Source organism: Sinomonas sp. B1-1, from assembly GCF_050474465.1.
Taxonomy (GTDB): Bacteria; Actinomycetota; Actinomycetes; order Actinomycetales; family Micrococcaceae; genus Sinomonas; species Sinomonas flava.
The window spans coordinates 206,054-225,169 of sequence record NZ_JBCHVF010000001.1 but is presented as its reverse complement, the minus strand read 5'-3'; the positions used below and the strand labels follow the sequence as shown (position 1 = coordinate 225,169).

The 19,116-nt window shown below is 70.9% G+C and carries 16 protein-coding genes and 1 pseudogene; 2 read left to right on the top strand and 15 right to left on the bottom strand.

Annotation, left to right across the window (positions count from 1 at the left end; translation table 11 throughout):
• Nucleotides 1-29: 29 nt before the first annotated feature.
• The 11 genes and pseudogenes from pyk to hisI form a co-directional block, all read right to left on the bottom strand.
• Nucleotides 30-1,538 carry a pyruvate kinase gene (gene pyk, locus ACQ5BE_RS01045; RefSeq protein ID WP_430295111.1) on the bottom strand — a complete coding sequence of 503 codons (1,509 nt, stop codon included), beginning with the start codon at nt 1,536-1,538 and terminating at the stop codon, nt 30-32.
• 112 nt (nt 1,539-1,650) lie between these two features.
• Entirely contained in the window at nt 1,651-3,108 is a 1,458-nt protein-coding gene (locus ACQ5BE_RS01040; RefSeq protein ID WP_430295110.1) for a glutamate synthase subunit beta, read from the bottom strand.
• Nucleotides 3,101-7,720, bottom strand: a complete 4,620-nt coding sequence (gene gltB, locus ACQ5BE_RS01035; protein ID WP_430295109.1) for a glutamate synthase large subunit — start codon at nt 7,718-7,720, stop codon at nt 3,101-3,103. The genes ACQ5BE_RS01040 and gltB overlap by 8 nt, the downstream gene beginning before the upstream one ends.
• A 462-nt stretch (nt 7,721-8,182) precedes the next feature.
• Nucleotides 8,183-9,092: pseudogene (gene lgt, locus ACQ5BE_RS01030) on the bottom strand (prolipoprotein diacylglyceryl transferase); the annotation flags it as partial.
• A gap of 2 nt (nt 9,093-9,094) precedes the next feature.
• Nucleotides 9,095-9,904 (bottom strand): tryptophan synthase subunit alpha, encoded by an 810-nt coding sequence (gene trpA, locus ACQ5BE_RS01025; RefSeq protein WP_430295108.1) that lies wholly within the window; start codon nt 9,902-9,904, stop codon nt 9,095-9,097.
• Nucleotides 9,901-11,235 (bottom strand): tryptophan synthase subunit beta, encoded by a 1,335-nt coding sequence (trpB, locus tag ACQ5BE_RS01020; protein ID WP_430295745.1) that lies wholly within the window; start codon nt 11,233-11,235, stop codon nt 9,901-9,903. The genes trpA and trpB overlap by 4 nt, the downstream gene beginning before the upstream one ends.
• A 143-nt stretch (nt 11,236-11,378) precedes the next feature.
• Complete coding sequence (gene trpC / locus ACQ5BE_RS01015; RefSeq protein WP_430295107.1) at nt 11,379-12,206, bottom strand: indole-3-glycerol phosphate synthase TrpC; 828 nt, start codon at nt 12,204-12,206, stop codon at nt 11,379-11,381.
• A complete protein-coding gene (locus ACQ5BE_RS01010) occupies nt 12,206-12,469 on the bottom strand; it encodes an HGxxPAAW family protein (RefSeq protein WP_344297930.1) in 264 nt (87 codons plus the stop codon). Before ACQ5BE_RS01010 ends, trpC begins: the two co-directional genes overlap by 1 nt.
• Nucleotides 12,470-12,544: 75 nt before the next feature.
• Complete coding sequence (locus ACQ5BE_RS01005; RefSeq protein ID WP_430295106.1) at nt 12,545-13,195, bottom strand: Trp biosynthesis-associated membrane protein; 651 nt, start codon at nt 13,193-13,195, stop codon at nt 12,545-12,547.
• Nucleotides 13,188-14,753 (bottom strand): anthranilate synthase component I, encoded by a 1,566-nt coding sequence (locus ACQ5BE_RS01000; protein ID WP_430295105.1) that lies wholly within the window; start codon nt 14,751-14,753, stop codon nt 13,188-13,190. Before ACQ5BE_RS01000 ends, ACQ5BE_RS01005 begins: the two co-directional genes overlap by 8 nt.
• 55 nt (nt 14,754-14,808) lie before the next feature.
• Nucleotides 14,809-15,195 carry a phosphoribosyl-AMP cyclohydrolase gene (hisI, locus tag ACQ5BE_RS00995; protein ID WP_344297924.1) on the bottom strand — a complete coding sequence of 129 codons (387 nt, stop codon included), beginning with the start codon at nt 15,193-15,195 and terminating at the stop codon, nt 14,809-14,811.
• 88 nt (nt 15,196-15,283) lie between these two features.
• Here hisI and ACQ5BE_RS00990 point away from each other — a divergent pair, with 88 nt between their 5' ends.
• Nucleotides 15,284-15,928 (top strand): TIGR03085 family metal-binding protein, encoded by a 645-nt coding sequence (locus tag ACQ5BE_RS00990; protein ID WP_430295104.1) that lies wholly within the window; start codon nt 15,284-15,286, stop codon nt 15,926-15,928.
• A gap of 49 nt (nt 15,929-15,977) precedes the next feature.
• Nucleotides 15,978-16,502, top strand: a complete 525-nt coding sequence (locus ACQ5BE_RS00985) for a hypothetical protein (RefSeq protein WP_430295103.1) — start codon at nt 15,978-15,980, stop codon at nt 16,500-16,502.
• A gap of 38 nt (nt 16,503-16,540) precedes the next feature.
• Here the strand turns inward: ACQ5BE_RS00985 and hisF are convergent, their stop codons facing one another.
• The 4 genes from hisF to ribH form a co-directional block, all read right to left on the bottom strand.
• On the bottom strand, nt 16,541-17,314 hold the full coding sequence (gene hisF / locus ACQ5BE_RS00980; RefSeq protein WP_430295102.1) for an imidazole glycerol phosphate synthase subunit HisF: 774 nt from the start codon (nt 17,312-17,314) through the stop codon (nt 16,541-16,543).
• Nucleotides 17,315-17,327: 13 nt separating this feature from the next.
• A complete protein-coding gene (gene hisG, locus ACQ5BE_RS00975; RefSeq protein WP_430295101.1) occupies nt 17,328-18,176 on the bottom strand; it encodes an ATP phosphoribosyltransferase in 849 nt (282 codons plus the stop codon).
• A gap of 81 nt (nt 18,177-18,257) precedes the next feature.
• On the bottom strand, nt 18,258-18,521 hold the full coding sequence (locus ACQ5BE_RS00970; protein ID WP_208712433.1) for a phosphoribosyl-ATP diphosphatase: 264 nt from the start codon (nt 18,519-18,521) through the stop codon (nt 18,258-18,260).
• A gap of 99 nt (nt 18,522-18,620) precedes the next feature.
• Nucleotides 18,621-19,094, bottom strand: a complete 474-nt coding sequence (ribH, locus tag ACQ5BE_RS00965) for a 6,7-dimethyl-8-ribityllumazine synthase (protein ID WP_430295100.1) — start codon at nt 19,092-19,094, stop codon at nt 18,621-18,623.
• Nucleotides 19,095-19,116 lie beyond the last annotated feature (22 nt).

The following is a 19,116-nucleotide window of genomic DNA, read 5'->3' as shown; positions in this document are numbered from 1 at the left end:
CTTCGCTGCAGCTTGCGCTCTCCCTGCCGTCAGATGGACTCGCGGCGCGGCTCCGTCGGGAGCGGCCACGGACCGACCTGTTCGCGGGCAGGCGCCGCGGCACCCTCGAGGAGCTGGCCGGCGTCGGCAAGGTCTCCCACCTTGTGCACCCGCAGCGCGTTGGTCGAGCCCGCGACCCCGGGAGGGGATCCGGCCGCGACGACGACCAGGTCGTTGGGCGTGGCAAGGCCTGCACGCAGGAGGTACTCGTCCACCTGCGCGATCATCTGGTCGGTGTGGGCCGCGAAGTCCACCATCCGGGGCTGGATGCCCCAGCACAGGCTCAGGATGTTCAGCGTGGACGTCAGCGGCGTGAAGGCGAAGACCGGCTTCTGCGGCCGCAGACGGCTCAGGCGGCGCGCCGAGTCGCCGGACTGGGTGAAGGTGCAGATGTACTTCGCATCCAGCTGGTCCGCGATCGCGACGGCGGCGCGGGTGATCGCCCCTCCGCGCGTCTTGGGCTGGGAGCCGAGCGGCGGGACGCGCTCAAGCCCGTGCTCCTCCGTGGACTCGATGATCTTCGCCATCGTCTTGACAGTCTCAATCGGGTACGCGCCCACGCTCGTCTCGCCCGAGAGCATGACCGCGTCGGCGCCGTCGAGCACCGCGTTCGCGCAGTCAGAGGCCTCGGCACGCGTGGGGCGCGGGCTGTCGATCATCGATTCGAGGACCTGGGTTGCGACGATCACGGGCTTGGCCCAGCGCCGCGCAAGCTCGATGGCCCGCTTCTGCACGAGCGGAACCTGCTCGAGCGGCAGCTCGACTCCGAGGTCGCCGCGCGCGACCATGATGGCGTCGAACGCGTCGATGATCTCGTGCAGCTGGTCCACGGCCTGCGGCTTCTCGATCTTGGCGATGACGGGGGCGCGGCGGCCCTCCTCCTCCATGATCTCGTGCACACGGCGGATGTCGCTGGCGTCGCGGACGAACGACAGGGCGACGTAGTCGACGCCGCGCTTGAGGGCCCATCGCAGGTCGCCCTCGTCCTTCTCGCTCAGGGCGGGAACGTTGACGGCGACGCCAGGGAGGTTGATGCCCTTGTTGTTGGACACGGTTCCGCCGACCGTGACCTCGGTGACGACCTTGACGTCGTCGACCGCGGTCGCGCGCAGCGCGACCTTGCCGTCGTCGATCAGGAGGGTGTCGCCGACCTTGACGTCCTCGGTGAGGCTCTTGAGGGTGGTCGAGCAGATGTCCTTCGTGCCGGGCACGTCTTCGGTGGTGATGGTGAAGACATCGCCCACGGAGAGCTCGTGCGGCCCGTCGGAGAACCGTCCGAGGCGGATCTTGGGCCCCTGGAGGTCTGCCATGATGCCGACCGCCTTGCCGAGCTCGGCGGAGGCCTTGCGGACGTTCTCGTAGGTGATGTCGTGCACCGAGTAGTCGCCGTGGCTCATGTTCATGCGAGCCACATCCACACCTGCCTCGATCACGGCGAGTGTCTTCTCATACGTGGAGATGGCCGGGCCGAAGGTTGCCACGATCTTCGCGCGTCTCATATACCTAACCCTAGTGTCGAGCGGATTCTGCGTCGGGAGCAGAGGGGTGAACAGTCGGGGTAAAGCAAGCAGGAAGGACAGGCGGAGCGGGCGTGCCCACCCCGCCTGATGTCTACAGGACGGCGATGGCGCGGTCCGTGGGGGCGACCGGAGCGGGAAGGCTGGTCGTGCCCATGAGGTGCCGGTCGACGGCGGCGGCCGCAGCGCGGCCCTCGGCGATCGCCCACACGATGAGCGACTGGCCACGACCGGCATCGCCGGCAACGAAGATGCCGGGGACCTCGGTCATGTACGAGGCATCGCGCGCCACGTTGCCGCGGGCGTCGAAGGGCGCGCTGACCTGCTCCGTGAGGCCCGCCGGCTCGGCCCCGGTGAAGCCGAGCGCGAGGAAGACGAGGTCGGCCGGGATGACCCGCTCGGTGCCGGCCTTCGGAAGGCGCTTCCCGTCGACGTACTCGGTCTCGGCGACCTTGAGGCCCGTGAGGCGCCCGTTCTCCCCCACGAACTCGACGGTCGACGCGAGATAGGTGCGCTCACCGCCTTCCTCGTGGGCGCTGGCCACCTCGAAGAGGTTCGGGAACATGGGCCAGGGCTGGTGCGCGGGACGCTCGGACGGAGGCTGCTTGCCGATGGCGAGCGTGGTCACGGACGCCGCCTGCTGGCGGTGCGCCGTGCCGATGCAGTCCGCCCCGGTGTCGCCGCCGCCGAGGATGACGACGTGCTTGCCGCGCGCATCGATCTGGTCCGGTACGGTCTCCCCGGCGCAGACCCGGTTGGCCTGCACGAGGTAGTCCATCGCGAAGTGGACGCCGTCCAGCTCGCGCCCGGGGATCGCCAGATCCCGCGGGACAGTCGCGCCGGTCGCGACCACGACGGCGTCGTACCGGCGGCGGAGCTGGTCCCAGCTCACGTCCTGGCCGACGGCCACGCCGGTGCGGAACCGCGTCCCCTCGGCCTTCATCTGGGCGAGGCGGCGGTCCAGCACCTCCTTCTCCATCTTGAAGTCGGGGATGCCGTAGCGCAGGAGGCCGCCGATCTTGTCGTCGCGCTCGTACACCGCCACCGTGTGCCCGACCCGGGTGAGCTGCTGCGCCGCGGCGAGCCCTGCGGGGCCCGAGCCGACGACGGCGACCGTCTTGCCCGTGAGGCGCGCCGGAGGAAGCGGCTCGACCCAGCCCTCGCCGAAGGCCTCCTCGGCGATCGAGACCTCGATCTGCTTGATCGTCACCGCGGGCTGGTTGATGCCGAGGACGCACGAGCTCTCACAGGGAGCGGGGCACAGCCGCCCGGTGAACTCCGGGAAGTTGTTGGTCGCGTGCAGGCGCTCGGAGGCGTCTGCACCCTTCCCGCGCCACGTCAGGTCGTTCCACTCGGGGATGAGGTTGCCGAGGGGGCAGCCGTGGTGGCAGAACGGCACGCCGCAGTCCATGCAGCGGCCAGCCTGGCGCTTGAGGACGCCCTTCTCCTGGGCTTCGTAGACTTCCTTCCAGTCCATGATGCGGACGGGAACGGGGCGCCGCGGCTGCGTCTCACGCTGCCGGACTTTCAGGAATCCGCGTGGGTCAGCCACCGGTCACCTCCAGGATGCGAGACCAAACTTCTTCGCCGTCTGGGTCCAGCCCCTCGTCGAGGGCGGCCAGACGGGTCTGCAGGACTGCTGCGTAGTCGCGCGGGAGGACCTTCGTGATCCTCGCCGCCGTGTCGTCGAAGTTCTCGAGCAGCCGCTGGGCAAGGGCCGACTCGGTCTCCTCGATGTGCTTTGCGAGGAGGGCGCGCACGATGTCGCGGTCCTCGTCGTCGAGCGCCAGGAGCGTGAGCTCTCCGGCGTCGAGGGCCTGCTTGTTGACGCGCTCGGGCTTGAGGTCGAGGACGAAGGCGGTTCCCCCGGACATGCCGGCGCCGAAGTTGCGCCCCGTGCGTCCGAGAATGAGCGCCTGGCCACCCGTCATGTACTCGCAGCCGTGGTCGCCGATGCCCTCGACGACGGCGGTGGCGCCCGAGTTGCGCACGAGGAACCGCTCGCCCACCTGACCGCGCAGGAACAGCTCGCCGCTCGTCGCGCCGTAGCCGATGACGTTGCCCGCGATCACGTTGCGCTCCGCGGGGAACACGTTCGTGCGGTCGGGACGGACGATCACCCGGCCGCCGGACAGGCCCTTGCCGACGTAGTCGTTCGAGTCGCCGAAGAGGCGCAGGGTGATCCCTGCCGGCAGGAAGGCCCCGAGGGACTGTCCGGCCGTGCCGGTGAGGGTGATGTCGATCGTGTCCGTCGCGAGGGTGTCGGTGCCGAACGCCTTCGTGACCGCGTGCCCGAGCATCGTTCCTACCGAGCGGTCGGTGTTCACCACGGGGAGGCTGATCTTGACCGGGCTACGGTCGTTGAGGGCATCCGCCGACATCTCGATGAGCTGCGCATCGAAGTGCTTCTCGAGCTCGTGGTTCTGCCCCGTCATGTTGCGCAGCGGGGCGTCCTCGTCGAAGTCGAGGCCGGTCAGGATGGGCGAGAGGTCCAGCCCCTCCGCCTTCCAGTGGTCGATGGCCTGGCGCGTGTCCAGGAACTCGGAGTGGCCGATCGCCTCTTCGAGCGAGCGGAAGCCGAGCTCGGCGAGGATCTCCCGGATCTCCTCGGCGATGAACTCGAAGAAGTTCACCACGAACTCCGGCTTGCCCGAGAAGCGCGCCCGGAGCTCGGGATTCTGCGTCGCGACGCCGACGGGGCAGGTGTCGAGGTGGCAGACGCGCATCATGATGCAGCCCGAGACGACCAGGGGCGCGGTCGCGAAGCCGTACTCCTCGGCGCCCAGCAGCGCCGCGATCACGACGTCGCGGCCGGTCTTGAGCTGGCCGTCGACCTGGACCACGACGCGGTCTCGGAGCCCATTGAGCATGAGCGTCTGCTGCGTCTCGGCGAGACCCAGCTCCCACGGAACGCCCGCGTGCTTGAGCGAGTTCAGCGGCGAGGCGCCGGTCCCGCCGTCGTGCCCGGAGACGAGCACGACGTCGGCCTTCGCCTTCGTGACGCCAGCAGCCACAGTGCCGATGCCGACCTCGGAGACGAGCTTGACGTGCACGCGCGCGCTCGGGTTGGCCCGCTTGCAGTCGTAGATGAGCTGGGCGAGGTCCTCGATCGAGTAGATGTCGTGGTGCGGCGGCGGGGAGATCAGGGCCACGCCGGGGGTCGAGTGCCGGGTCCGGGCGACCCACGGGTAGACCTTCTGGGCCATGAGCTGGCCGCCCTCGCCGGGCTTGGCGCCCTGGGCCATCTTGATCTGGATGTCCGTGGCGTTCGTCAGGTAGAGGCTCGTGACACCGAACCGGCCCGAGGCGACCTGCTTGATCGCGGAGCGCCGCTCCGGGTCCAGCAGGCGGTCGACGTCCTCGCCGCCCTCGCCGGTGTTCGACTTGCCGCCGAGGCGGTTCATCGCGATCGCGAGGGTCTCGTGGGCTTCCTTGGAGATCGAGCCGTAGCTCATGGCACCCGTGGAGAACCGCTTGACGATGCTCGAGACCGGTTCGACCTCTTCGATCGGGACCGCGGGGCGGACCCCGTCCTTGAACCGCAGCAGGCCCCGGAGGGTCATGAGGTTCCTGGACTGGTCGTCGACCCCGTTCGTGTACGCCTTGAACACGTCGTACCGGCGCTCGCGCGTGGAGTGCTGGAGCCGGAAGACTGTCTCGGGGTTGAAGAGGTGGGGCTCTCCGTCCCGGCGCCACTGGTACTCGCCACCGTTCAGGAGCGGCCGGTGGGCCTGCTCGACACCTGATGACGGGTACGCCATCTCGTGCCGCGCCGCGACCTCGGCGGCGATGACATCGAGCCCGACGCCGCCGAGCTGGCTGTGGGTGCCGGCGAAGAACTCGTCCACGAGGTCCTGCGACAGGCCGAGGGCCTCGAACGTCTGAGCGCCGCAGTACGACGCGACGGTCGAGATGCCCATCTTGGACATGATCTTCAGGACGCCCTTGCCGAGGCCCTTGATGAGGTTGTAGACGCCGTCCTCGGGGGTCACGCCCGGCAGGTCGCCCGACCGGATGAGCTCCTCGACGGACTCCATGGCCAGGTACGGGTTCACGGCGGACGCCCCGTAGCCCAGGAGCACCGCGACGTGGTGCACCTCGCGCACGTCGCCGGCCTCGACCACCAGGGCGGTCTTGGTGCGGTTGGCGCTGCGCAGCAGGTGGTGGTGGACCGCGGAGAGCAGCAGGAGCGACGGGATGGGGGCCCACTGCGCGTTCGAGTCTCGGTCCGAGAGGACGATGTACTGGACGCCGCGGTTGATCGCGCCCGAGACCTGCTCGCAGATCTCCGTCAGGCGCGCGCGCAGGGCCGCCTCGCCGCCCTCGGGCCGGTAGAGGCCGCGGATCTTCACGGCGATCCGGTCCCCTCTGTTCTCCCCGGCCTCGGCCTCCATGTTCGCGATCTTCGCGAGCTGGTCGTTGTTGATGACCGGGAACGGCAGGATGACCTGCTTCTCCTTGACGCGCTCCGTGTTCAGGAGGTTGCCGTTGGGGCCGATCGCGCCGTTGAGGCTCGTCACGAGCTCCTCGCGGATCGCATCGAGCGGCGGATTGGTCACCTGCGCGAAGGACTGCACGAAGTAGTCGAACAGGAGACGCGGGCGCTTGGACAGGACGGCCACCGGGGTGTCCGAGCCCATCGCGCCGATCGGTTCGGCGCCCGTGCGGGCCATCGGCCCGACGAGGATGCGGAGCTCCTCCTGCGTGTACCCGAACGTGCGCTGGCGGACGTTGACCGACTGGGGCGTGTGGATCACGTGCTCGCGCTCCGGCAGCTCGGCGAGCCGGATCACGTTCTGCTTGAGCCACTCGTCCCAGGGGTTCGAGCCGGAGATCTCTGCCTTGACCTCTTCGTCGTCGATGATCCGGCCCGCGTCGGTGTCCACCACGAACATCTTGCCGGGCGAGACACGTCCCTTCTTGACGACCTTCGAGGGCACGACGTCGACCACGCCCACCTCGGACGCGAACACGACGAGCCCGTCCTCGGTCACCCAGTAGCGGCAGGGGCGGAGGCCATTGCGGTCCAGGGTCGCACCGACGACCGTGCCATCGGTGAAGGAGACGGCAGCGGGGCCGTCCCACGGCTCCATCAGGAGGGAGTGGTACTCGTAGAAGGCCCGGCGCGCGGGGTCCATCGAGGTGTGGTTCTCCCACGCCTCGGGGATCATCATCATGATCGAGTGCGTGATCGGGCGGCCCGAGAGCCACAGGAGCTCCGCGACCTCGTCGAACGACGCCGAGTCCGAGGCGCCCGGGGTGCAGATGGGGAACAGCTCCTCGGGGGCGTCGCCCAGCAGCGGGCTGCCCAGCTGTGACTGGCGCGCGCGCATCCAGTTGCGGTTGCCCTTGACGGTGTTGATCTCGCCGTTGTGCGCGATCGTCCGGAAGGGCTGCGCGAGCGGCCAGGACGGGAACGTGTTCGTGGAGAAGCGCGAGTGCACGATGGCGAGCTTCGTGGCGAAACGGTCGTCGGAGAGGTCCGGGTAGAACGGCTCGAGCTGGGCCGTGGTGAGCATGCCCTTGTAGACGATCGTGCGCGAGGAGAGCGACGGGAAGTAGACGCCGTGCTTGTTCTGGGCCCGCTTCCGGATCCGCCAGGCGCGCCCGTCGAGGTCGTTGCGGCCGAGCTCCTCGCCGGTCGCCGAGGCGATGAACACCTGCTCGAAGTGCGGCATGCACGCCCGGGCCATCGCCCCGACGAGCTCCGCGACCACAGGGACGGTGCGCCAGCCCAAGACCTTCAGGCCTTCGGCCTCGGCGAGGGCCTCGATGCCGGCGCGCGCAGTAGCCGCCTCGCGCTCCTCGGCGGGGAGGAAGGCGATGCCGGCGGCGTACTGGCCGGCGGCCGGCAGCTCGAAGTCCACGACAGCGCGGAAGAACGCGTCGGGCAGCTGCGTGAGGAGGCCCGCGCCGTCGCCGGTGCCCTCATCGGCGCCGACGGCGCCGCGGTGCTCGAGCGCCCGCAGCGCGTGCAGCGCGGCGTCGACGATGTCATGCCCGGCTTCGCCGCGCAGCGTCGCGACGATCGCGAGGCCGCAGGCGTCCTTCTCGGCGTCCGAGCGGTACATGCCGGCAGAGGCGGGCATGGCCGCAAACCGTTCGAAGGGCGAGAGCGCCCTTTCGGACTCCTGCTCGGCGGCGCCGTGGGTCGGGTGAGTCATGACGGAACGTCCTTCCTCCTGGTCGATTCGCGACAGGGGACAACGTTGGCCCCGCAATGCTGTGGCACGAGTGGGCACAGCAAGGCGCTGATTACTGGAAATTGTATGGCTGGCCCCTGCCCGGCGTCACAGGACGCTGCAGCATGACAGCCACACGGTGCCGGCCGTTCGATGCACTGTCCGTCGGAGCCGGGATGATCCACGTCATTGTGGGGACGAGCCGTCCGGGCGGTGGCCCAGCATGGTCCGACTGCGGTCCCCTCCCGCAGCCGGTCGGCTTCCTCACGTCTCCCAAGCGGCCTTTGATGCGGGCCGCGGGTCGTCAGAGCCGTCTCGACTGACCGCCAGATTATCACGCCACCGCATTGCGAGACGGCATGGTCCGCATGCCGGACATGACTGGCAGCGTGCGGGTGCGGCCGTGCTAAGCGCGCGCGTGGGGAGCACCCGCCGTCGCTGGTTCCGCCGCCTCGCGCCCCGGCAGCGCCAGGCCGTCGAACTCGCGGCCGCGGCGCACCGTCAAGACGATTAACACGGCGAGCGAGACCACGAAGACGAGGATCGATGTCCACACATTGAGACGGGCGGTGATGCCCGCAAGGGTGACCATCTCGGCGTCGTCGATGCGCATGGCCTCGATCCATACGCGGCCCAGGGTGTAGTAGCACGCGTAGAGCCAGAACAGGCGGCCTCCGCGGAACCGCAGGCGCCGGTCGAGCAGGAGGAGGATGACGACGCCGGCGACGTTCCACAGCGACTCGTAGAGGAACGTCGGGTGGAAGAGCGTGCCGGGAGCGTACCCGGGCGGGAAGTTCGGGTTGGACGCATCGACCTCGAGCCCCCACGGAAGGTCCGTGGGGCCGCCGAAGAGCTCCTGGTTGAAGTAGTTGCCCCAGCGCCCGATCGCCTGCGCGAGCAGGAGGCCCGGCGCAGCCGCGTCGACGAACGCCGTGAGGCGCACGCCCGCGCGCCGGCAGCCGATCCAGGCCCCGACGGCGCCGAGGGCAACCGCGCCCCAGATGCCGAGGCCGCCCTCCCACACGCGCGGGATCGCGCTGAGGTCCCCGGTGCCGTTGAAGCCGGGCCCAAAGTACCGGTCCGGCGAGGAGAACACGTGGTAGAGCCGGCCTCCGACGATGCCGGCGGGGATCGCCCAGACGGCGATGTCCCAGATAGCGTCAGTGCTGCCGCCGCGGGCCCTCCAGCGCCTGGCGGTGAGCCAGAGCCCGACGACGATTCCCGCGAGGATGCACAGCGCATAGGCGTGGATGCGCAGGGCGCCCCACGGGAGCGGGATGTCGAATCCGGACCAGTCGGGGCTCGGGATCACGGCCGGCACCGCTGAGGCGGCGTCGGCCAGAGCCGACGGCACGCTCAGGTCCCGGCCGTCGCGGTGCGCGCGAGCCCGGAGCGCAGTTCGGCGGCGAGGTTCCCGACGGCGTCGGGGCCGCCTTCGCGCAGCGCGCTGACGATCGCCGTGCCGACGATGACGCCGTCGGCGTAGGCACCGATCTCGCGCACATGCTCGGCGTTGGAGACGCCGAGGCCGACGCAGACGCGCTCGGCGCCGGCCGCCCTCGCGGACTCGACGACCTTCCGTGCAGCCGAGTCCACCGCGGTCCGGGCGCCCGTGACGCCCATGAGGGACACCGCGTAGGTGAATCCGCGCGTCGCGGCGACCGTCATGGCCATCCGCTCCGGCGTGGTGGAGGGGGCGACGAGGAAGACCCGGTCGAGCCCGTACCGGTCGGACACCTCGATCCACTCGTGGGCCTCGTCCGGGATCAGGTCCGGCGTGATCAGGCCCGCTCCGCCGGCCTCGGCAAGGCGGCGCGCGAACTCATCGACGCCCATCCGCATGACGGGGTTCCAATAGGTCATGACCAGCACCGCAGTGCCGAGGTCAGCGGTGGCCTCGGTGACCGCCCTGACGACGTCGAAGACGCGCGCCACGTGGAAGCCGCTCGCGAGGGCCTGGGTCGTGGCGGCCTGGATGACGCTGCCGTCCATGACCGGATCGGAGTACGGGATCCCGATCTCGATCACATCGGCGCCGTTGCGGGCGAGCGCGATGGCGGCGTCGATGCTCTCCTCGACGCTTGGGTAGCCGGCAGGGAGGTAGCCGACCAGCGCGGCACGTCCCTCCGCCTTGGCCTTGTCGATGACGTCGGCGACCTTGCTCACGCGATGCCCTCCTCGGTGTCGTCCTCGCCGGCGCCCGTCGCGTCCTGCCCGCCGTGCGGCATGAAGCCCTTCGGGCGCCGCGTGGAGAGGGTGGTTCCCTTGACCTGGCCGTTCTCGTCGAGCATCCCGAACCATTCGGCAGCCGTCTGGACGTCCTTGTCGCCGCGGCCGGACAGGTTCACGATGATGATCTTCTCGTGGGGGTCCCCTCCCTCGGCGGCCAGACGCTGTCCGACCTTGATGGCTCCCGCGAGGGCGTGCGAGGACTCGATGGCGGGGATGATCCCTTCCGTCCGGCAGAGGAGGCTGAAGGCATCCATGGCCTCGGAGTCGGTGATCGGCTCGTAGGTCACCCGGCCGATGTCGTGCAGGTAGGAGTGCTCCGGACCGACCCCGGGGTAGTCGAGGCCTGCGGAGATCGACTCGGACTCGACCGTCTGGCCGTCCTCGTCCTGCATGAGGTAGGTCCGGGCGCCGTGGAGCACCCCGGGGCGGCCGAGCGTGATGGTCGCGGCGTGGTGCCCCGTGGAGACTCCGCGTCCGCCAGCCTCGAGTCCGTAGAGCTTCACCGACGGGTCGTCGAGGAAGCCGTGGAAGATGCCGATGGCGTTGGACCCGCCGCCCACGCAGGCGCACACGGCGTCCGGGAGCCGGCCGGTCTGCGCGAGGATCTGCTCTCGGGCCTCCTCGCCGATGACTTCGTGGAAGAAGCGCACCATGGCGGGGAACGGGTGCGCGCCGGCGGCGGTCCCGAGGAGGTAGTGGGTGGTCTCGACGTTCGCCACCCAGTCCCGAAGGGCGTCGTTGATGGCGTCCTTGAGGGTCTGGGAACCGTTCGTGACGGGCACGACCTCGGCCCCGAGGAGCTGCATGCGGGCGACGTTGAGGGCCTGCCGGCGGCAGTCCTCCGCCCCCATGTACACGACGCACTCCATGCCGAGCAGCGCGGCCGCGGTCGCGCTCGCAACGCCGTGCTGGCCCGCGCCGGTCTCGGCGATGAGACGCGTCTTGCCCATGCGCCGCGCCAGGAGCGCCTGGCCGAGGACGTTGTTGATCTTGTGCGAGCCCGTGTGGTTCAGGTCCTCGCGCTTGAGGAAGACCCGGACCCCGCCGGCGTGCTCCGAGAACCGCTTCGCCTCCGTCAGGAGGGAGGGACGGCCGGAGTAGGTGCGGTTGAGCTCGGCGATCTCCGCGAGGAACTCGGGATCCGCCTTGGCCTTCTCGAAGGTGTCCTCGAGCTCGTCGAGCGCCGCGATGAGCGACTCGGGCATCCATCGCCCGCCGTACGAGCCGAAGTAGGGGCCCGGCGCGTGGCGCAGGCTTCCCTTCAGGAAGGCTTCAGCAGCCGACTCGGCGGCCGCTCCGTCCGTCCTGACGTTGGATGCGTCCCCGGTGCCCGGGGCTGACGCTGGCGTCGTGTCGCCCACCAGTCCTACCTTCCTTCAGGCACGGCCTCGTGGGCCCTGCCGTGTTCTCAGTGCGCGCCCGGCCTGGCGGCGATGGCAGCCGCCCCCGCGCGCTTGAATTCCTGGATGCGGGCCCGAGGGTCACCGTGCGTGACGAGCGCCTCGCCCACGAGGATCGTGCCGGCGCCGTGCGCCGCATAGTAGGCAACGTCCTCAGGGCCGCGCACTCCGGACTCCGCGACGGCCACGGCGCCGGCGGGAAGGCGGTCGGCCAGCCGGCCGAAGACGCCACGGTCCACGTCGAGCGTCTTGAGGTTGCGCACGTTGACGCCCACAATGCGGGCGCCGACGGCGGCAGCGCGGTCGATCTCGTCCTCGGTGTGGGTCTCCACGAGCGCCTCCATGCCCAGCGAGCGGGTCAGCTCGAGCAGGGCCGCGAGCCGCGCGTCGTCGAGCGCCGCGACGATGAGCAGCACGAGGTCGGCGCCGTGGGCCCGGGCCTCGTGGACCTGGTACTCCTCCACCGTGAAGTCCTTGCGCAGGAGCGGGATCCCGACCGCCGCGCGGACGGCGTCGAGGTCGGCGAGGCTGCCCCCGAAGCGGCGCTGCTCGGTGAGGACACTGATGACGGAGGCGCCGCCCTCGGCGTACCGGGCCGCGAGCGAGGCGGGGTCGGCGATGTCCGCGAGGGCGCCCTTCGACGGGCTCTGCCTCTTGACCTCGGCGATGACCCGCAGCTCACCGGCAGGCTGCCCGCCGCCGAGCGCCGCCCACGCGTCCAGGGCGGCGGGGCGGGCAGCCGCAGCCGCCTGGACCTCGGCCGCCGGGAGCAGGCGTTCACGCTCGGCGAGGTCCTCACGGACCCCGTCGATGATCTCGTCGAGGACGGTGGCCATCAGTGCTGGTTCTTGAGCTTGCTGCCGCCGACGCCGTAGCCGGCCTTCTTCATGGCCCAGCCGACGACGAGTCCCGCGGCGATGACGACAATGCCGGCCCAGAACACGATGCTGTTGGCGATCGCGAACCCGATGCAGGAGACGATGGCGCCGAGCATCATGACGAACACGCACGTCCACGCAGCGGGGCTGTTGCCGTGGCCGAGGTCCTCGCCGTGGAGGACCTCGTTCGTGGTGGTCTGGGAAGCTCGCGTGTTGCTCATCTCTTCGTCTCCTGAAGTCGGGGTACTACTGTCATTCTGCCACCTCCGGCAGCGCGCCGAGGACGCGGCAGGGGGTCAGTCGGTGGGGTCCTCGCCGCGGCTCAGGCTGTCCCAGCCGTCGATTCCGTCGACCGCGGACCGGCTTCCGTCGCCGCCCGTCCCTCCCCCGCCAGCGGCGGCCCTGCCGCGGGAGCCGGGGACGGCGGCGTCGTACCTCGTCCGGGTGGGCCAGTGGCGTGAGGCGACGAGGAGCACGACGCCGGCTGCGGCCAGCAGCGCGCCGGCTGCGGCCGCGAGGGCCGGGAAGGCGGTGAGGCCGACGGCCGCGTCGGTGCCGGCAAGGCCGGTCGCCTGGGCGATCGAGCCCTCGGCGGCGGCCCGCGGGTCGGCGAGGACTGCGAGGCATGCCGTCACGATGCCGACGCCCGCGAGGACCACGATGGCGCCGGAGATGGTCCTCCCGATCCGTCCCGCGACCGCCACGGCCAGCGTCCCCGCGAGGCCCACGAGGGCCAGGGCGGACACCGATGTGGCGGCCTTGCTCCCCTGCACAGCGAGGTGGGCAGTGCGCACGGCGGCGCCCCGGACTTCCGCGTCCAGCCAGGTCTGGGTCGTCGCGCCGAACGCCGCCAGCGCGAGCGCGACGGCGACCGTGACGACGATGGGCTTGCGGGCCCATCGTGGCGCGCCCCGTTCGGCGCGCCGGCTGCCGGCGGTGTCAGCCACGGTCAGCTCCTGCCTCCACAGGGGCAGGGGCGGAGGCCGGCCGGAGCGCCGACGCCGTGTGCACGGCCCGCAGGGGCGCCGCCGCCTTGTTCACAGACTCCTGGGCCTCCGCGGCCGGGTCGGAGTCGGCGACGATCCCGCCGCCGGACTGGACGTAGGCCCGGCCGCCGCGCAGCAGGGCCGTCCGGATGGCAATGGCCATGTCCATGTCCCCTGCGAAGTCGAAGTATCCGACCACCCCGCCGTAGACGCCCCGGCGCACCGGCTCCACCTCGTCGAGGAGGCGCAGGGCGCGGGGCTTGGGGGCCCCGGACAGGGTGCCCGCGGGGAAGGTCGCGGCCAGGACGTCGTAGGCGCTCGCGTCGGGCCGGAGCTTGCCGTCCACAGTCGAGACGAGGTGCATGATGTGGCTGAACTTCTCGACAGCCATGAACTCGCTGACCTCCACGGTGCCGGGCCGGCAGACCTTGGAGAGGTCGTTGCGGGCGAGGTCCACGAGCATGAGGTGCTCCGCGCGCTCCTTCTCGTCCGCGAGCAGCTCGTCGGCGAGGGCCTTGTCTGCTTCGACGGTGGCTCCGCGCGGGCGGGAGCCGGCGATCGGATGGGTGACGACCTGCTCCCCGGTGACCGTCACGAGCGCCTCCGGCGAGGATCCCACGATCGAGTAGTCGCGGCCCTGCGCGTCGACAAGGCTCAGCAGGTACATGTACGGGCTTGGGTTGGTGGTGCGCAGCACGCGGTACACGTCCAGCGGCGACGCGTCGTACTCGAGCTCGAAGCGGCGGGAGATGACGACCTGGAACACGTCGCCGTCGTAGATCGCCTCCTTGCCGCGCGCAATGGCCTCGAGGTAGCTCTTCTCGCCCCACGCGTGGATGACCTTGTCCTGGTAGTCGCCGACCGGGCCCAGCACGCTCAGTGCGGGGTCGGCGGGGCGCAGGAGCGCCTCGAGCATGCGGCCGAGCCGGTCCACCGCGTCCTGCCACGCCTCGTCGACGCGCTCGTCGCTGTTGTCGAAGTTGATGGCGTTGGCGACAAGCGTCACTGTGCCGTCGACGTTGTCGTGCACCGCGAGGTCGGTCACGAGGTTCATCGCGAGCTCGGGGAGGTCCATGTCGTCTTCGGGCGGCGCCAGGAGCTTCTCCCAGCGGCGCACGGCCTCCCAGCCGACGAACCCGACCATTCCGGAGGTCAGCGGCGGCAGGCCCTCGAACCGCTCGGTGCTCAGTGCGGCGACGGTGTCGCGCAGCGCCTCGAGCGGGTTGCCGGACGTCGGCACCCCGGCCGGCGGCTCCCCGATCCAGTGGGCCTCGCCGTCGCGGCTCGTGAGCGTCGCGCGGGACGCCGCCCCGACGAAGGAGTACCGCGACCACGCGCCGCCGACCGCGGCGGATTCGAAGAGGAAGGTGCCCGGTCTGCCGTCCGCGAGCTTGCGGTAGATGCTGATCGGCGTCTCAGCGTCCGCGAGGAGGCGCATCCGCACGGGCACGACCCGGCGGTGGGCCGCCACCGCGCGGAACTCCTCGAGGGTGGGGCTGATGGCTCCTAGGTCGTTCATGGCTGCAGTGTCGCTTTCGGTTCGCGGGTCCGTCGTGGTTCGTGGGGCGCGGGCTTCAGGACGCGTCGCCGACGACGGCGTCGAGGCGCCGGCCGTCGAAGCAGGTCCGCGTCCCGGTGTGGCACGCGGCGCCGACCTGGTCGACGCGGACGAGGAGGGCGTCGCCGTCGCAGTCGAGGTCCACGGACTTCACCCACTGGACGTGGCCCGACGTGTCGCCCTTGCGCCAGTACTCCTGACGCGAACGCGACCAGAAGGTCACCCGGCCGGTCGTGAGCGTGCGGTTCAGCGCCTCGTCGTCCATCCAGCCGACCATGAGCACCTCGTTCGTGTCGTGCTGCTGCACGACCGCGGCGACCAGACCGGCGTCGTCCCTCTTCAGGCGCGCGGCGAGGTCGGCGGGCAGCGGGCTGGACACGGGGGAGGTTCTCTGCTCAGACATCCCCTCAAGTCTAGTGGGCGCCGCTGGATGGACCTGCCGCCCGCGGCGCGCCTGCACGCTTCGCGCGCGCGTGCTAGTTTCGCCAGTGATGCATTTCAGCCACCTGTCGCGCGAAGTCCTGGCCGAGACGCTGCTCGCGGCCGGCCCTGACGCGCCCACGCTCTGCGAGGGCTGGGCCACTCGGCACCTCGCCGCCCACCTGTACCTGCGCGAGCGGAGCGCCCGCGTGGGCCTCGGCCTCGTCGTCCCGGCGTGGCACGGCGCGTCGGACCGCGCGACAGAGCGGCTCGCGGCGAGGAATGCCACCCCCGAGCGGTTCGCGGAGATCGTCGCGGCGTTCCGGGCCGGACCGCCGGCCCTGTCGCCCCTCCGCCTCGCCGCGGTGGACGAGGCCGCGAACCTTGCCGAGTTCTTCGTCCACACCGAGGACGTCCGGCGTGCCACCGACCGCTGGGCACCCCGGGCTCTCGACACTGCCTACGCGGACGCGCTGTGGGACGAGCTCATCAAGCGGGCCGCGCTTCTGTACCGCGGCGTCGACCTCGGTGTCGTCCTCGTGAGCACGGCGGGGCCCCGTCACGTCGCGCGCCGAGCGGCCGTGTCGGTCGCGATCGTGGGTGACCCCGGCGAGCTCCTCCTGCATGCCTCGGGCCGCACGGCCCAGGCCCTCGTGACGTTCGAGGGGCAGCCTGACGCCGTCGCGCTGCTCGCGAGCTCCGAGGTCGGCCACTGAACTCGGGCACTGAGCCGGACACCCAGGTCCGGAGTGGCAGGATGGTCCCATGACTGACTTCTCGCCCTCCTGGGAGTCCATCGCCCCTCTGCTTGCCGCGCTCCACGGCCAGGAAGCGCAGTTCGACAACGGCGCGCTCCTCATCGCCCCGACCACGGGCGCCGCGGGCTCGATCCTCTCGATGCACGACGGCGACGGCGCGGCTGATGCGACTCTCCTCGCCATCGCGACGGGCGACATCCCCCAGCCGCCGAAGCTGCCGGAGGGCGGCGGGATCGCCGAGGCGCCCCTGGGTGCTTACGACGCCGTCGAGCTCACGGTGTTCGGCCGGCCGGCGGCCAAGGGCCGGATCGCTTACGGCAGCTCGGTCGCCGCGGTGGGCGGCTTCGAGTTCGCGGTCGACGACGCCGAGGGGAGCCTGGGCGCCGCGGTCGTCTCCGCCCTGGCCGAGCAGGCCTTCCTGGAGGGCGCCGAATGGCTCGTCACGCTCGTCGAGGGCGACCCGGCCGAAGTGCCGGCGTTCCTCGGCGAGGGCTGGGCCCCCGCCGCAAGGCTCCGCAGGAAGCTGCAGTGAGCCCCTGCGCGCGCCCCGAGGCCTAGCGGACGGGGGGCCTAGCGGACCGGGAAGCCGGCGTCGCGGATGGCTGCCTTCACCTGGGCGATCATGTCGTCCGGGCCGAAGTGGAACATCGACGCGGCGAGCACGGCGTCCGCGCCGGCCTCGATCGCCGGCGGGAAGTGCTCGGGCACACCGGCACCGCCCGAGGCGATGATCGGGACCTTGACGGCGGCTCGGATGAGCCGGATGAGCTCCAGGTCGAAGCCCTCCTTGGTGCCGTCGGCGTCGATCGAGTTCAACAGGATCTCCCCCACGCCCCGGTCCGCCGCCTCCTTGGCCCACGCCACGGCGTCGATGCCGGTTCCCCGGCGACCGCCGTGGGTCGTGACCTCGAAGCCGGACGCCGTCACGGTGCCCTCCTGGACGCGACGGGCATCGACGGAGAGGACGAGGACCTGCGAGCCGAAGTGGCGGGTGATCTCGTCGATGACGTCAGGCCGGGCGATCGCCGCGGTGTTGATCGACGCCTTGTCCGCGCCCTCGCGGAGGAGACGGTCGACGTCGTCCACTCCCCGCACGCCGCCGCCGACGGTGAGCGGGATGAAGACTTCCTCGGCGGTGCGGCGGACCACATCGAAGGTGGTCTGCCGGTCGGACGAGGACGCGGTGACGTCGAGGAACGTGAGCTCGTCGGCCCCGCCGTTGTCGTAGCGGTGGGCGAGGGCGACTGGATCGCCGGCGTCGCGGAGGTCCTGGAAGTTGACCCCCTTGACAACGCGCCCGGCGTCGACGTCGAGGCAGGGAATCACGCGGACGGCAACAGACATGTGGCGTCCTTCCTCAGATGCGGCAGGCGTGGATGCTGCTGACGAGGATGGCGCGGGCGCCGAGGTCGTACAGCTCGTCCATGATCCGGTTCGTCTCGCGCTTGGGCACCATCGAGCGGACCGCCACCCATTCGGAGTCCCGCAGCGGCGAGACCGTCGGCGACTCGAGCCCGGGGGTGAGTGCGGCGGCCAGCTCGACGAGGTCCTTGCGGATGTCGTAGTCCATGAGCACGTACTGGCGCGCCACGAGGACGCCCTGGAGCCGGCGGATGAGCACGTCGATCGCCGGCAGGCTGTGCCCGCTGCGGCCGATGAGGACTGCCTCCGACTTCAGGAGCGGCTCGCCGAACACGTCCATGCCGGCGGCCTTGAGCGTGCTGCCGGTCTCGACGACGTCGGCGATCGCATCCGCGACGCCGAGGCGGACCGACGACTCGACGGCGCCGTCCAGCCGGACCACGCGGGACGCGGCGATGCCGCGCTCACCGAGGTACCGGCGCACGAGGCCGTCGTAGCTCGTCGCGATCCGCTTCCCCTCGAGGTCCTCGAGCTTGGTGAACTGGCCGACGGGGCCGGCGAAGCGGAACGTCGAGGAGGCGAAGCCGAGGCCGAGCAGTTCCTCGGCCTCCACCTCGGCGTCGAGCAGGAGGTCGCGGCCGGTGATGCCCACGTCGAGGGTGCCGCGGCCCACGTAGACCGCGATGTCCCGGGGTCGCAGGTAGAAGAACTCGATGTCGTTGTCCGGGTCGACCATGACGAGTTCGCGGCCGCCTTCGCGACGCTGGCGGTAGCCGGCCTCGGAGAGCATCGACGAGGCGGCTTCGGACAGGGATCCCTTGTTCGGGACGGCTACACGGAGCATTGAGGGGCTTTCTGGGCGTGTGGACGTGGGGAGGGCGGCTGACGCCGCGGTTGCCCGCCGGGGATTCGGCGGGCGCCGCGGCTACAGATGACGGTAGACGTCCTGCAGCGTGAACCCCTTGGCCAGCATGAGCACCTGGACGTGGTAGAGGAGCTGGGAGATCTCCTCGGCCGCAGCCTCGTCCGACTCGTACTCGGCAGCCATCCAGACTTCAGCGGCCTCTTCGACGATCTTCTTGCCGATGCCGTGCACTCCGGACTCCAGTTCGGCGACGGTGCGCGATCCGGCCGGGCGCTTCTCGGCCTTCTCGCTGAGCTCGGCGAACAGTGTCTCGAAATCTTTCACGACCCAAGACTACTGGAGCCGGACGGGGCGCCCGCCCCCCGATGGCTCTGTGAACCTCGGCCTGTGAGAGACGCCACAGCCTGCGCCGAGGCGTGGGGCTCAGACGCCGCGCAGGGTCTGGGCGGTCAGCAGGGCCGCGGTGACAGCCTCGTGGCCCTTGTCCTCGGAGGAGCCCTCGAGGCCGGCCCGGTCGATCCCCTGCTGCTCGGTGTCGCACGTGAGCACGCCGAACCCGACGGGGACCCCGGTGCGCACGCTCACGTCTGTCAGGCCCACCGTCGCCGCCTGGCACACGTACTCGAAGTGCGGCGTCCCCCCACGGATGACGACGCCGAGCGCCACCACCGCGTCGTGGCTGGCGGCGAGCTTCGCGGCGGCGACCGGGAGCTCGAAGGCCCCCGGCACCCGGACGACGGTCGGAGAGCCGATGCCGGCCTCGCCGGCCGCGCGCAGGGCGCCGTCGAGGAGTCCGTCCATGATCTGGGTGTGCCAGCTCGCGGCGACGATCGCGAGCTTCAGGCCTCCGAGGTCGGGATTGTCGAGGGAAAGGGTGGGGGCGCCGTGTCCGCTCACGTGGTGGGGCTCCTTCTGTCGT

Excerpts from the sequence above, each read along its gene's own strand:
- pyk (WP_430295111.1), bottom strand. The coding sequence starts at position 1,538 with ATGAGACGCGCGAAGATCGTGGCAACCTTCGGCCCGGCCATCTCCACG.
- gltB (WP_430295109.1), bottom strand. The coding sequence starts at position 7,720 with ATGACTCACCCGACCCACGGCGCCGCCGAGCAGGAGTCCGAAAGGGCG.
- trpC (WP_430295107.1), bottom strand. The coding sequence starts at position 12,206 with ATGGCCACCGTCCTCGACGAGATCATCGACGGGGTCCGTGAGGACCTC.
- ACQ5BE_RS01010 (WP_344297930.1), bottom strand. The coding sequence starts at position 12,469 with ATGAGCAACACGCGAGCTTCCCAGACCACCACGAACGAGGTCCTCCAC.
- ACQ5BE_RS01000 (WP_430295105.1), bottom strand. The coding sequence starts at position 14,753 with ATGAACGACCTAGGAGCCATCAGCCCCACCCTCGAGGAGTTCCGCGCG.
- hisI (WP_344297924.1), bottom strand. The coding sequence starts at position 15,195 with ATGTCTGAGCAGAGAACCTCCCCCGTGTCCAGCCCGCTGCCCGCCGAC.
- ACQ5BE_RS00990 (WP_430295104.1), top strand. The coding sequence starts at position 15,284 with ATGCATTTCAGCCACCTGTCGCGCGAAGTCCTGGCCGAGACGCTGCTC.
- ACQ5BE_RS00985 (WP_430295103.1), top strand. The coding sequence starts at position 15,978 with ATGACTGACTTCTCGCCCTCCTGGGAGTCCATCGCCCCTCTGCTTGCC.
- hisF (WP_430295102.1), bottom strand. The coding sequence starts at position 17,314 with ATGTCTGTTGCCGTCCGCGTGATTCCCTGCCTCGACGTCGACGCCGGG.
- hisG (WP_430295101.1), bottom strand. The coding sequence starts at position 18,176 with ATGCTCCGTGTAGCCGTCCCGAACAAGGGATCCCTGTCCGAAGCCGCC.